General features: G+C 56.4%; 13 protein-coding genes and 1 tRNA gene. 5 read left to right on the top strand and 9 right to left on the bottom strand.

The genetic code is table 11. The annotated features are described in order from the left end of the window. Window positions 1-371: 371 nt before the first annotated feature. From Q4577_RS23100 to hisF, 4 genes are all read right to left on the bottom strand, one after another. Window positions 372-1,592 (bottom strand): hypothetical protein, encoded by a 1,221-nt coding sequence (locus tag Q4577_RS23100; protein WP_303473215.1) that lies wholly within the window; start codon window positions 1,590-1,592, stop codon window positions 372-374. Beyond that, complete coding sequence (locus tag Q4577_RS23095; protein ID WP_303473217.1) at window positions 1,589-3,616, bottom strand: ATP-binding protein; 2,028 nt, start codon at window positions 3,614-3,616, stop codon at window positions 1,589-1,591. The genes Q4577_RS23100 and Q4577_RS23095 overlap by 4 nt, the downstream gene beginning before the upstream one ends. 429 nt (window positions 3,617-4,045) lie before the next feature. Continuing rightward, window positions 4,046-4,357: a phosphoribosyl-ATP diphosphatase gene (locus tag Q4577_RS23090; RefSeq protein ID WP_303473220.1), complete on the bottom strand. Its 312-nt coding sequence runs from the start codon at window positions 4,355-4,357 to the stop codon at window positions 4,046-4,048. After that, entirely contained in the window at window positions 4,354-5,115 is a 762-nt protein-coding gene (gene hisF, locus Q4577_RS23085; RefSeq protein ID WP_303473222.1) for an imidazole glycerol phosphate synthase subunit HisF, read from the bottom strand. Before hisF ends, Q4577_RS23090 begins: the two co-directional genes overlap by 4 nt. 99 nt (window positions 5,116-5,214) lie before the next feature. Here hisF and Q4577_RS23080 point away from each other — a divergent pair, with 99 nt between their 5' ends. Beyond that, entirely contained in the window at window positions 5,215-5,973 is a 759-nt protein-coding gene (locus Q4577_RS23080) for an SDR family NAD(P)-dependent oxidoreductase (RefSeq protein ID WP_303473224.1), read from the top strand. Window positions 5,974-6,064: 91 nt separating this feature from the next. On the opposite strand, the gene hisA is transcribed toward Q4577_RS23080, so the two are convergent. Continuing rightward, entirely contained in the window at window positions 6,065-6,787 is a 723-nt protein-coding gene (hisA, locus tag Q4577_RS23075; RefSeq protein ID WP_303473226.1) for a 1-(5-phosphoribosyl)-5-[(5-phosphoribosylamino)methylideneamino]imidazole-4-carboxamide isomerase, read from the bottom strand. Between the two features lie 138 nt (window positions 6,788-6,925). Between hisA and Q4577_RS23070 the strand changes: the two genes are divergently transcribed. Together Q4577_RS23070 and Q4577_RS23065 are read left to right on the top strand one after the other, a co-directional pair. Continuing rightward, the gene (locus tag Q4577_RS23070; protein WP_303473228.1) at window positions 6,926-7,312 is read left to right on the top strand and encodes a DUF2147 domain-containing protein; all 387 of its coding nucleotides are present in this window, start codon (window positions 6,926-6,928) and stop codon (window positions 7,310-7,312) included. A gap of 56 nt (window positions 7,313-7,368) precedes the next feature. Beyond that, a complete protein-coding gene (locus Q4577_RS23065; protein ID WP_303473230.1) occupies window positions 7,369-7,758 on the top strand; it encodes a DUF2147 domain-containing protein in 390 nt (129 codons plus the stop codon). Between the two features lie 26 nt (window positions 7,759-7,784). Here the strand turns inward: Q4577_RS23065 and hisH are convergent, their stop codons facing one another. Beyond that, a complete protein-coding gene (gene hisH / locus Q4577_RS23060; RefSeq protein ID WP_244687957.1) occupies window positions 7,785-8,423 on the bottom strand; it encodes an imidazole glycerol phosphate synthase subunit HisH in 639 nt (212 codons plus the stop codon). Window positions 8,424-8,502: 79 nt separating this feature from the next. Next, window positions 8,503-9,090, bottom strand: coding sequence for a TetR/AcrR family transcriptional regulator (locus Q4577_RS23055; RefSeq protein WP_303473233.1), 588 nt, complete (start codon window positions 9,088-9,090; stop codon window positions 8,503-8,505). Between the two features lie 111 nt (window positions 9,091-9,201). Between Q4577_RS23055 and Q4577_RS23050 the strand changes: the two genes are divergently transcribed. Further along, window positions 9,202-9,843, top strand: a complete 642-nt coding sequence (locus Q4577_RS23050; protein WP_303473235.1) for a DUF2306 domain-containing protein — start codon at window positions 9,202-9,204, stop codon at window positions 9,841-9,843. Window positions 9,844-9,865: 22 nt separating this feature from the next. Here Q4577_RS23050 and hisB read toward each other — a convergent pair whose 3' ends face one another. After that, complete coding sequence (hisB, locus tag Q4577_RS23045) at window positions 9,866-10,453, bottom strand: imidazoleglycerol-phosphate dehydratase HisB (protein WP_244687964.1); 588 nt, start codon at window positions 10,451-10,453, stop codon at window positions 9,866-9,868. Window positions 10,454-10,586: 133 nt separating this feature from the next. Here hisB and Q4577_RS23040 point away from each other — a divergent pair, with 133 nt between their 5' ends. After that, window positions 10,587-10,826, top strand: a complete 240-nt coding sequence (locus Q4577_RS23040; RefSeq protein ID WP_244687966.1) for an Lrp/AsnC ligand binding domain-containing protein — start codon at window positions 10,587-10,589, stop codon at window positions 10,824-10,826. Window positions 10,827-11,060: 234 nt separating this feature from the next. On the opposite strand, the gene Q4577_RS23035 is transcribed toward Q4577_RS23040, so the two are convergent. Continuing rightward, window positions 11,061-11,135, bottom strand: a tRNA-Gly gene (locus Q4577_RS23035). Window positions 11,136-11,137 lie beyond the last annotated feature (2 nt).

Genomic DNA, 11,137 nt, shown 5'->3' with positions numbered 1-11,137 from the left:
TTTCGCATCTGTCTGCTCCTTCAGAGTTGGCGCAGACTCTACATTACGGTGAGGGATTTCGCGGGGGGCAGGTCAGGCGGCGCAGCAGCCGGAGCTGGTGAGTCAGCCAGGCACTATGACGTTCCCGGCCCAAACCGGACTCTGAGCACGGTGCTCCGATGCTGCACACAGTCTACATTGCGGCCTTCAAGTATGTTGGTCTAGGTAAGGAAATAGTCTTAATCGCCAGAGACCCGCGAGGATCAGAGGTGCTCGCTGGATTTCGGACCACCTTTCTGCATGTGATGATAAGACGAACCCTATACCGCTATGTCGCGCGAACCATGCGCACGTTCGCTACGGTTTCACAACTAGACATCTAAAATCACGGTCTAGTCTGTCGGCTCCATCGGTTCACCTGACAACCAAATATCATACCCCCTTACAGGATGATCGACATCATAGCCAACGGCACTCAGAAGAGCTTTGGTTTCATCTACCAGTGATTTCCTTAAAACTAGGTCGTTTGAAATCGTCTCATCTATGTTTTCGATTTCGATCGATTTGCGAAGCGCTCGAATATGGTCGGAAATCGGTGGTTGGCCTGTCTGAGGTTGGGCATTCGGCGTAAGTCCAGTGTTATCAACAATCGGTATCTGCCTTGGCGAAAATAGATAACACGTTGAGATCATGTTCGGAAGATAGGGCTCTCTCCTGAACATTGAATAACAAACCGCGGGCAGTTTTTTGACATTGAAGTTTGCCTGTTCAGCTAAGTGAACAAGCCACTTTGAGACCCCGAGGGTTATGGTTCGCACAAACTCGTGTCCGTTTTCTTGAGATACACGTACCAAATACTGATCAATGTCTTCGCCATCAGCATACCGCCCTGCTAACTCATCGGCAAATTCAGTATCGGCGGCAACATTTTGTCGCACTTGGTCATAGAGCGATCTTTGTGCATCTTCTGATACGCTGTCGATTTGAACTGGCGTGGTAAGATACAGCAACCAGGGCTGACGGTTTGCGTTCAGTTGATAATCCAGAATCGTTCGTATGGCATCAACGAGCCGCCCGGTTTGGTTTCCGTCTACATTGGCTATAGGCTCACATGCATCGATGTTAACGATGCTGTATGGGCCACCTCGTTCCATCAGTGTCTTTGCTTCGGACTTGGCTTTCGTAATTTCTTCAAGTCGCGAGATATGGACACCAGATCCCGGTAGAATTTGGGCGCCTCTATCTAATTCGAATTGCTGGGTGTTGCGTCTTAAGCGGACTGCTTCAGTTTCACGCACATAGCAGAAACCAGTATAGTGTAGACCAACCTTTTGGTCCGCACACACGTCTGCCATAAGTTTCACATCAAGCAAATCCGGACCGGGCAAAGTTAAATACCTGACCGGAGAATTTGCGTCCAGATGACCTTCATTTTTCAAGTTTTTAATGGTCATACGGGCATGGTGAACCCACTGCCGTTGCCGCACAAACTGCTTTCTAGGCTTGTGCCATGGAGCAAAACTTAGCGGTTCAGGAGATGCAATCTCTCCTGTATCCTCTGGAAGAGCAAAATCGTCAAAGCTCTCTTCGGGTACATCGATTCCAATGTTCATGCGTCGTCTTCAAAAACTGTTGCTATATCAAATAGGAGATCGGCACGGCGCTCATCGTCAAGCAGCTCAAGTATGCCATAAGCGTCCAAAACAATTGAAATCGCTTCGATGCGGTCTGAACGTCCAATTTTCCTTTCATTGATTCTAGGTTGGCTCCACGAAATATCGTTTCCGCCCACTTTGACTGGCAATATACCCCCTTGATCAAGAGGTCTTTTCTCAATTGTTGGCAAGGCAATGTCATCACCCCGCATTCGTTCCCAAACTTCGCCAGTGATGTCAGTTAACTTCGAAGTTACACCGGAGTTAATCCTCTCGGTTTCTTTTTCGCGCACCTCCCGACCAACTTTTTTATGTTGGGTCGCAAACTGCCTGAACGCGTTGTGAAGCCACTTCTGAATATAGAGGTAGTGGGCATGGCTAGTGTTGTAAGATTCTCGATCAATATTCAGAGCACCATCTAGCCCTTCAAGCACAAAAATTTCGCAAGTTACTTGTTTTTTCCGCGTTTGTTCGGCGATCTGATAGCCAAGAAAATCTGGATCAAATAGAGTTCCGCTCGCGCCATTGACCCTTATTAGCGCACCTATGCTTTCTTTTGGGATAATCTTAGAGTTCCAATAGAGGTACGCTTCAAAGGAGAGCTTGCCGCCAGACCTGTCAGCCGAGGCATCCCCAAAATTGGTCTCAACTTTGCCTGCAAAAAACATCGGGCGAGGAAGGTTCATTGACCCTTGTAGCACCTCTGATAACTTGACAGGCCTGAAGAGTTCAACTCCGTCGATGAACACCGAAAACTCCGAGAGGGGGTCCTTGATACCGGCCTCCAGTCCCATTGTCGCTCGAATGCTCTGATCGCCAGTAAGTTCAATTATACTGGCTCCCCCTTTAGGTTTATTTGAAAGTTCAAAGAAATCTAAATCTGCAGAACCAGTGAACTCAAAAGGGTGCGATTCTAGATATTTGATCGGACTGCCTAGGCTCAATCTCCACACCATCTTCAGGTAATTATCGAGGTGAGACAAATCAGTTCGGTCGCTAGAGTTCCTGCCGAGCTCAATCGTGCTGTCAAACAGTTTTCGAAACTTCTCTTTTGGACTGTCAGTTGCGGCCCACGGCAGGCTTGATGGCACCGATAGCTCGCCGTTCGCACTTACTCTTCCGATATGGAAATTTGGTTTTGACACGATGTCGAATAAGCCAAATGCTTTTTCATTCTCTTGCTCGTCAAGAGCATCCCATATTTCACGACTTTGCAGTTTTTCTCGCACCGCCCGTTGAACGTTCATCAAAACGATAGTTGTGCCATGTGCATCGATGTCGGAAGTCTTTTCTGCAACCACTTTGTAAGTGCCGCTCGCGAAAGCCTCATCACCTTCGCTCGTGTGAGCGTTTTCCCTATAAGTGTTTATCTTAACGGTGGCCGATATCCTCTCAGAATCGCCTTTGCGCTTTGTGATAATTTGGAAGTGATTGGTAAGCTGTGCAACAGCAAAGAGGCCAATTCCAATCTTACCAATTAGCTTTCTGCCAGAAGGACTTTCTGTAGGATCATTTGTGTTTACCGTGCCTAGAGATTTCCCCCGAAATGTCCGTTTCGAACTGCCACCAATGTTTGTCAGTAAGTCCGCAACAGTCTGGCTATCCATGCCAATGCCATCGTCGCTGATCCGCACCTCGTTGAAAAATGGGTAGTCGCAGTCGATTGACACTGAAGTCGCATCTGCGTCGTAGGCGTTAGACACAAGTTCCCGAAATGCCGACCACGGCTCGCGATAGATACCATCCGTGACCCTTGCAATGATCCGATCATTTGTTTCCAGACGTCCTTCGGCGGCGGTCCCGTCTCGAAGACTATTGCGTATACTACCTACAAGCTCTTGAGTTTTTTCATTCACAGATGTGGGCAAAATAAAGCCTCCAAGTAAATCCGACCTCAGCCATGCTGAATAGAACCTATCAAAATTTGACAACTGAGACAGGCCAAAAGCTGAGAGCTCAACTGCTGCATACAACCAATCCATAGCTCTGTGCGGCTTGTTTCGTTGTCGACGAACCCAAGTGATGCACTCGCAGAAAAACTGCCAATATTCGTCTGTGCAGCAGTAAAAGGCGCAACGCTAAATGGCAACTACGGACTTGCCGAACCCCTCTGCAGTGCTCCGAGGCAAGGCCTTTGCGAATTTCGATATCCGCGCATTGGTTAGCTTTGTACCAAACGTATAATCCTCAACCATTCAAGTCAGTCCTGAATGACCGCTTTCATCGATCTGCGGGAAGATGCGTGCGCATGCAGCTAATGTCTGCAATCCGCCCGACCTGCATGAGCAAATTCTACGCCGGGTAGGCCGACGGCGGGTCTGCTTCGGGCTGGGAGCGGTCGTTGACCGGTCGGGCGCAAAGTCCCGCTTAACAAACACCGGCGCGCCTTTGCGACGGTCCGGTTGGGCGCGTTACGTGCGTCCTGCCTTTTCCGTGATGCCGGACACGCCCTGACGGCGGGCCAATTCGGCCAAAACATCGTCCAGCGCAATACCCCGTGCGGCCAGCATCACCAGCAGGTGATACAGCACATCTGCCGATTCATAGGTCAGGTTTTCGCGGTCGTTCTTGGCGGCGGCAATGATTGCTTCGATCGCCTCTTCGCCAAACTTTTCGGCGCATTTTTCCGGCCCCTTGGCCAGCAATTTCGCGGTCCAGGAGCTTTCTGGATCGGCGTCTTTGCGTGCGGCGATCACCGCCTCCAGGTCGTGTAGAACACTCATGACAGCCTCATCGCGATACCGGCGTCGGCCATGTGCTGCTTGGCCTCGGCAATGGTGAAGTCGCCAAAGTGAAAGATCGAGGCTGCCAAGACCGCTGATGCGCCGCCTTTGGTCACGCCTTCGACCAGATGGTCCAAGGTGCCAACCCCGCCCGAGGCAATGACCGGCACCGACACGGCGTCGGAAATCGCCCGCGTCAGCGGAAGGTTGAACCCGGCGCGTGTGCCGTCACGATCCATCGAGGTCAACAGGATTTCGCCCGCGCCTTTTTCAGTCACCAATTGCGCGAATTCCACCGCGTCGATGCCGGTGGGTTTGCGGCCGCCATGGGTGAAAATCTCCCATTTGCCGGGGGCCACGGTTTTGGCGTCGATGGCGCAGACAATGCATTGGCTGCCGAATTGATCCGCCGCTTCGGCGATCACATCGGGGTTGGCGACGGCCGCAGAGTTGAAGCTGACCTTGTCTGCGCCCGCGAGCAGAAGCTTGCGGACATCCGCCGCCGTGCGCACACCGCCGCCGACGGTCAGGGGAATGAAACATTGCTCTGCGGTGCGCTGCACCACATCCATCATCACACCGCGGTTTTCATGCGTGGCATGAATGTCGAGGAAACAGAGTTCGTCCGCGCCCGCCGCGTCATAGGCGCGGGCAGATTCCACCGGGTCGCCCGCATCACGCAGGTCGACAAAGTTGACACCCTTCACCACGCGGCCATCGGCCACATCGAGACAGGGGATGATACGGGTCTTGAGCATATGCGTCTCTTAATCCGCCCGGCGGTATGGGGCAAGCAAGCGATTGCATATTCGGTCATGTTGCGAAATGGTATACCAAAGCGGAATCGGAGAGGCGATATGACACCGGAATTTGCAAATTATCCCAGCCTGAACGGCAAATCGGTGATTGTCACCGGTGGGGCGTCGGGGATCGGGGCGGCGATTGTGCGCGCCTTTGCCGAGCAGGGGGCCAAGGTCGGGTTTGTCGACCTGGATGCGACGGCGGGACAGGCGCTGGCCGCCGAGTTGGGCGGGGATGTCGCGTTTGAGGCATGCGATCTGCGCGACATTGACGCGCTGAAAGCGGCCTTTGCCGCCCTGGCAGCTAAGCTTGGCCCGGCCACGGTGCTGGTCAATAATGCCGCGCGGGACGACCGCCACGGCTGGGAAGAGGTGACACCGGAATTCTGGGATGAACGTCAGGCCACCAATCTGCGGCACCAGTTCTTTGCCATTCAGGCCGTGGCGCCGGGGATGATTGCCGCCGGGGCCGGGTCAATCATCAATATGGGCTCTTGCAGCTGGTGGCAGAAGTTGGGGGGCATGCCCGCCTATACCACCGCCAAGGCCGCGGTGCATGGGCTGACACGTGGCATGGCGTCCGATCTTGGGCCGCATGGCATCCGGGTCAATACCGTGGTGCCGGGATGGGTGATGACCGAACGGCAAAAGACCTTGTGGGCAACACCGGAGGCTTTGGAGAAAAATCTTGAGACGCAATGTCTTAAAGAGCTGATCGAACCGGTCTATCTGGCGCGAATGGTGCTGTTCCTGGCATCCGATGATTCCCGGATGTGCACGGCGCAGGATTTCTTTGTCGAGGCTGGCGTGGTCTAGCGTTTTGTGGTCCCGGACGTGATCCGGGACCTCATTTCAATCTGTCAGGAGGTCCCGGATCAGGTCCGGGACTGTCCAGCGCAGAACATGTTTATTCTGCCAGAGTGGCCAGCGCCGTGCGCAGGTCGATCGCGCCATCATAAAGCGCACGACCAGAGATTGCACCGTTCAGCGCCGCGCCACAGTTTTTCAGCGCCACCAGATCCTCGATTGATGACACGCCACCGGACGCAATCACCGGGATCGACACTGCATTGGCCAGCGCCGCCGTGGCGTCGATATTGGGCCCCTGCATTGCGCCATCGCGGTTGATGTCGGTGTAGATGATCGCCGCGACGCCGGCGTCTTCGAAGCTGCGCGCCAGATCGGTGACCAGCACATCGGTTTCTTCGGCCCAGCCTTTGGTTGCGACCCGGCCATTGCGGGCGTCGATGCCGACGGCCACCTGACCGGGGAACGCCTTGGCCGCCTCACGCACCAGTTTCGGGTTTTCGACCGCAACGGTGCCCAGAATGACCCGCGCCAATCCTTTGGTCAGCCAGCTTTCGATGGTGGCCATGTCGCGAATGCCGCCGCCCAGTTGTGTCGGCACGGCGGTCGCGGCCAGAATCGCCTCAACCGCGCCTGCATTCACCGGTGCGCCGGCAAAGGCGCCGTTCAAATCCACCAGATGAAGCCATTCACAGCCCGCATCGACAAAGTCCCGCGCCTGATCGGCGGGGTCGTTGTTGAACACAGTGGCCTTGTCCATATCGCCGCGCAGCAGTCGCACGGCATTGCCGTCTTTCAGGTCGATAGCGGGGTAGAGGATCATGGTTTGAGCACCCTTATGCTGCACTAGCGAAGGCGTTTTGCACGAACTGCGGCGAAATGCAACCGACCCGACGTCACGCTTGCCAGATGTGGCAATTCGCGCCCAACATCCCGGCCATCGCTCAGGGAGGAGTAATAAATGAAACCAATGATGATGGCGATTGCCGCACTGGGGTTGATGACCGGCCCGGCCTTTGCGGACCCGGCCGAAGGCGTCTGGAAAACCGAAGTGGACGATGGCAGCTATGCCCATGTCACCATTGCGCCCTGTGGCGCCAAGGTCTGTGGTGTCATCAGCCGCACCTTCAACAACAGCGGGGAATACAATTCCCCCAACAAAGGCAAGCAATTGGTGCGCGGCATGGAGCCAAAGGGCGGTGGCAAATACACTGGCAACGTCTGGCGGCCATCCAACAACAAGGTTTATGTCGGCAAGATGCAGATAAGCGGCAGCTCGCTCAAACTTTCGGGATGTGTGGCCGGCGGGCTGTTGTGCAGCTCTCAGGTCTGGACACGGGTGAAATAACGTACTTCAATCCACTCGGCGCAGCGGATGCGTCGTTTATGGATAGGAGATCGGCCATGGGCCGAATTCTGGTAACGGCGGTTTTGGCGATGACATTGGCCAAAGCCGCATCAGCGCAATCGGCCGAGGGGCTTTGGGCGTCACCGCCGGACCCCAAGGGGCAGACCGGCATTGTCCAGATCACGCCCTGTGGCGCGGCGCTTTGTGGCACCTTGATCAAGGCGTTTGACCCGAACGGCCAGCCGATTGTGACACCCAATGTGGGCAAGCGGCTGATCTGGGATATGAAGGCGGCAGGCCCGGGACACTATGACGGGGGCCGGGTCTATGTGCCGCTGTTTGGTCGCGATTATGCCGCCACGATGCAGGTGTCTGGCACCAAACTCACGGTCAAGGGCTGTGCGGTCGGGGTCTGCAAAAGCCAGCATTGGCAGCGGGCAAATTAAATTGCCGTAGCCTCAATTCGGGTGTGTCACGGCGCCCAGTTGAGGAAGTTTGCGATCATGCGCAGCCCGTTGGCCTGGCTTTTTTCCGGATGGAATTGCATGCCGACCATCGTGCCGCGCCCGATCATCGCAGTCACATCGCCGGCGTAGTCAACATGGGCCAGCCGTTCCGCCGGGTTTTCCACGCGGAAATGATAGGAGTGCACGAAATAGGCATGGGTACCGGTTTCAATCCCGGCCAGAACCGGATGCGGATGGTTGACCACCAGATCGTTCCAGCCCATGTGCGGCACCTTGAGCTTGTCGTCCTGTGGTGTGATTTTCACCACTTCGCCGCTTACCCAATCCAGCCCCGGCGTGTCTTCGTATTCGCGCCCCCAGGTGGCCATCAGCTGCATCCCGACACAGATTCCCATGAAGGGGCGGCCTTTGACCTCGACCGCCTCGACCATGGCATCATAGAGGCCGGAATGCCCCTTCAGCTGTTTCCAGCAGGCGGGAAAGGCGCCATCTCCGGGCAGGACGATGCGGTCGGCACGGGCCACCACATCTGCATCGCCGGTCACCACCACATCGCCACCGTCCACTTCGGCGGCCATGCGTTGAAACGCCTTTTCGGCGGAATGCAGGTTGCCGGATTCATAGTCGATGAGGGCGGTTAGCATGGGGCGGCCTTTGGTCTATTGGTATGTGCAGATGTGCGGTGCGCATCCGCCAAAGGCGTCGCGCAATTTCCCCGCAGGGTCAAGGGGGGCTGCCAATATGGTCAAGCACGGACAGCACCGCGTCGTCCGGCGTGGGCGTGCCGCCAAATCGCCCTGACAGATTCAAAAGCGCATAGCCATGCACCAGCGACCAGACCTGGGTTTCGATTTCGACCGGATCTTTGCCGGCGGGTACAAAAGGCGCACAGGTGTCGCGCAACACCTGATAGGCCGGGGCCGAATTCAACCGCATTTGATCAATCAGTTTTGAATTGGCCCGAAAGCTGAAGATCAGGTCATAGAGCGCGGGATTGTTGCGGGCAAACGCCAGATAGCCGCGACAGATATTGCGCAGACGGTCGCGGGGCGTTTGCGGCCCGGTGTCCGCGAAATCCAGCATGCTTTGGCGAAACCGGGCGAAGCCTTCGGCGGCAATGGCCATCCGAAGCCCGTCCACCCCGTCAAAGTGATGTGCCGGGGCGGCATGTGACACACCGGCCCGGGCGGCGCATTTGCGCAGTGACAGATTATCCAGCCCGCCCTCGGTCAATAGCGCGATTCCCGCTTCGATCAACGCGGCGCGCAGATTGCCGTGGTGGTGGCCGGTTTTGTCTGGGTGTTGGTTCATCCTGCGGGGATAGGATTGTGACTTGACAGCGTCAAGTGCGGTCGAATATTGACGGTGTCAAGTTTACACCGTCAAGTTTGCATCGACACATTTATCGCAAGGACAAAGCCCATGGTCACATTCAACTTTCAAAAGATCCGAAATGCCCTGTTCTGGGGGTTGTCGATCCTTGTTGCGCTGGTTGCCTGGCGGTTCATTCCGTTGGGTGTAGAGGCGTCGATGGATTTCATGGCGCATCACATCGAACCGCGTGCCCTGGCGCTCTATGCCCATATCGGTGTTGCGCCGTTGGTGCTGTTTCTGTTGCCGTTTCAATTCAGCGTCGGCCTGCGCATCCGCCGCCCAAAGTTGCACCGGTGGTTCGGGCGGATTTATGCGGTTGGCGTGCTGGTTTCGGGCGTGGCGTCGCTGTCGCTGGCGGCGCATACCTCGGGGGGGCCGGTCGCGGGGCTGGGGTTTGCTGTGCTGGCGGTGCTGTGGATGGGCGTCACGGCCCAGGCGGTGCGGCTGGCGATGCAAGGGCGTTTGGCCGCGCATCGGATCTGGATGATCCGGTCAGCCGCGCTGACCTTTGCCGGGGTGACCCTGCGGCTGGAATTGCCGATATTGGCGATGCCGCTGGGGATCGACCTTGGGTATCAGGTCGTGGCCTGGGCCTGCTGGATCCCAAACGCCATCCTGGCGGAATGGATGATCCGGCGAAACGTGGCCCTGGCAAAGACGGTGGCAAAGACAGTGGAAGGGGCGGGGTAACCCGCCCAATCGGTCCCTGCCGTCAGAGCATGCCCTTGGTCGAGGGGATTGCATCGGCCTTGCGCGGGTCGGTTTCCACGGCTTCGCGCAGCGCGCGCGCCACGGATTTGAACGCCGCTTCCGTGATGTGGTGGCTGTTGATGCCATGCAGCGCGTCGACATGCAGGGTGATGCCGCCATGGGTGCTGAGCGCTTGAAAGAACTCGCGCACTAATTCGGTGTCGAAGCTGCCAATCTTCGGGGACGGCAAATCGACATTCCAGACCAGAAACGGCCGCGCCGACAGGTCCAGCGCCGTGCGCACCAGCGCATCATCCATTGCCAACAGGCAGGAGCCATAGCGGCGAATGCCCTTCTTGTCGCCAAGGGCGGCGACCAGCGCCTGACCAATGGCGATGCCGGTGTCTTCGACCGTGTGATGGTCGTCGATATGCAGGTCACCGTCGGCCCGGATTGTCATGTCAATCAGCGAGTGGCGCGACAATTGATCCAGCATGTGGTCAAAGAACCCGACGCCGGTCTGATTGTCATAGCTGCCCGATCCATCGAGATCGATCGTGACATTGATTTTGGTTTCCGCGGTTTCGCGGGTGATCGTGGCTTTGCGCATCGGGGTCTTCCTGTCAGGTCAGCGTCTTATAGGCCCCGCGCCCGGGCGGGCCAAGGGGCGGGGCGATGGTTTTCGCGGCTTGTGCGTGCCCGGCCACTGTGTCAGCCTCCGCGCCAAGAGGGAGACCTGCGCCATGACCACTTGTGTCTTTGTTCAAATCCGTTGCACCCCCGGCCAGACCTATAAGGTCGCGGAGGAAATCGTGCGGCATGAAATCCACTCCGAATTATATTCGACCACCGGCGATTTTGATCTTTTGCTGAAGCTTTACGTTCCCGAAGGTCAGGACGTGGGCAAATTCATCAATGACAATCTGCTGACATTGCCCGGTATTGAACGGTCGCTTACCACGCTGACGTTCAAGGCGTTTTAAGCCGCCTTCAAGGCTGGCACTGCGGCACTGTACCTGACCAAGCCCGGCTTGCTCCAGTGCGGCTGGAGTGACCGCGCACAGGTTGGGCTTGCGCATAAGAGTTGAAATGAAAGCCGTTTGTGATTGAGGGGCTGTGCGCAGTGCCACTGCGTACGACGACCCCGAAGGGGGGTATCTCTTTGATACCGTCCGTTCGGTCGCCGGATAAGATCCGATGTCATCTATCGTAAGTATTGGAGCGGGCGAGGCGATTCGAACGCCCGACCCTAACCTTGGCAAGGTTATGCTCTACCCCTGAGCTACGCCCGCAT

It is taken from the genome of Marinovum sp. 2_MG-2023 (assembly GCF_030548265.1).
Taxonomy (GTDB): domain Bacteria; phylum Pseudomonadota; class Alphaproteobacteria; order Rhodobacterales; family Rhodobacteraceae; genus Marinovum.
This window is presented reverse-complemented; position numbering and strand designations above follow the sequence as displayed.

Coding starts and splice junctions, on each gene's coding strand:
- Q4577_RS23100 (WP_303473215.1), bottom strand. CDS start 1,592: ATGAACATTGGAATCGATGTACCCGAAGAGAGCTTTGACGATTTTGCT.
- Q4577_RS23095 (WP_303473217.1), bottom strand. CDS start 3,616: ATGGATTGGTTGTATGCAGCAGTTGAGCTCTCAGCTTTTGGCCTGTCT.
- Q4577_RS23090 (WP_303473220.1), bottom strand. CDS start 4,357: ATGAGTGTTCTACACGACCTGGAGGCGGTGATCGCCGCACGCAAAGAC.
- hisF (WP_303473222.1), bottom strand. CDS start 5,115: ATGCTCAAGACCCGTATCATCCCCTGTCTCGATGTGGCCGATGGCCGC.
- Q4577_RS23080 (WP_303473224.1), top strand. CDS start 5,215: ATGACACCGGAATTTGCAAATTATCCCAGCCTGAACGGCAAATCGGTG.
- hisA (WP_303473226.1), bottom strand. CDS start 6,787: ATGATCCTCTACCCCGCTATCGACCTGAAAGACGGCAATGCCGTGCGA.
- Q4577_RS23070 (WP_303473228.1), top strand. CDS start 6,926: ATGAAACCAATGATGATGGCGATTGCCGCACTGGGGTTGATGACCGGC.
- Q4577_RS23065 (WP_303473230.1), top strand. CDS start 7,369: ATGGGCCGAATTCTGGTAACGGCGGTTTTGGCGATGACATTGGCCAAA.
- hisH (WP_244687957.1), bottom strand. CDS start 8,423: ATGCTAACCGCCCTCATCGACTATGAATCCGGCAACCTGCATTCCGCC.
- Q4577_RS23055 (WP_303473233.1), bottom strand. CDS start 9,090: ATGAACCAACACCCAGACAAAACCGGCCACCACCACGGCAATCTGCGC.
- Q4577_RS23050 (WP_303473235.1), top strand. CDS start 9,202: ATGGTCACATTCAACTTTCAAAAGATCCGAAATGCCCTGTTCTGGGGG.
- hisB (WP_244687964.1), bottom strand. CDS start 10,453: ATGCGCAAAGCCACGATCACCCGCGAAACCGCGGAAACCAAAATCAAT.
- Q4577_RS23040 (WP_244687966.1), top strand. CDS start 10,587: ATGACCACTTGTGTCTTTGTTCAAATCCGTTGCACCCCCGGCCAGACC.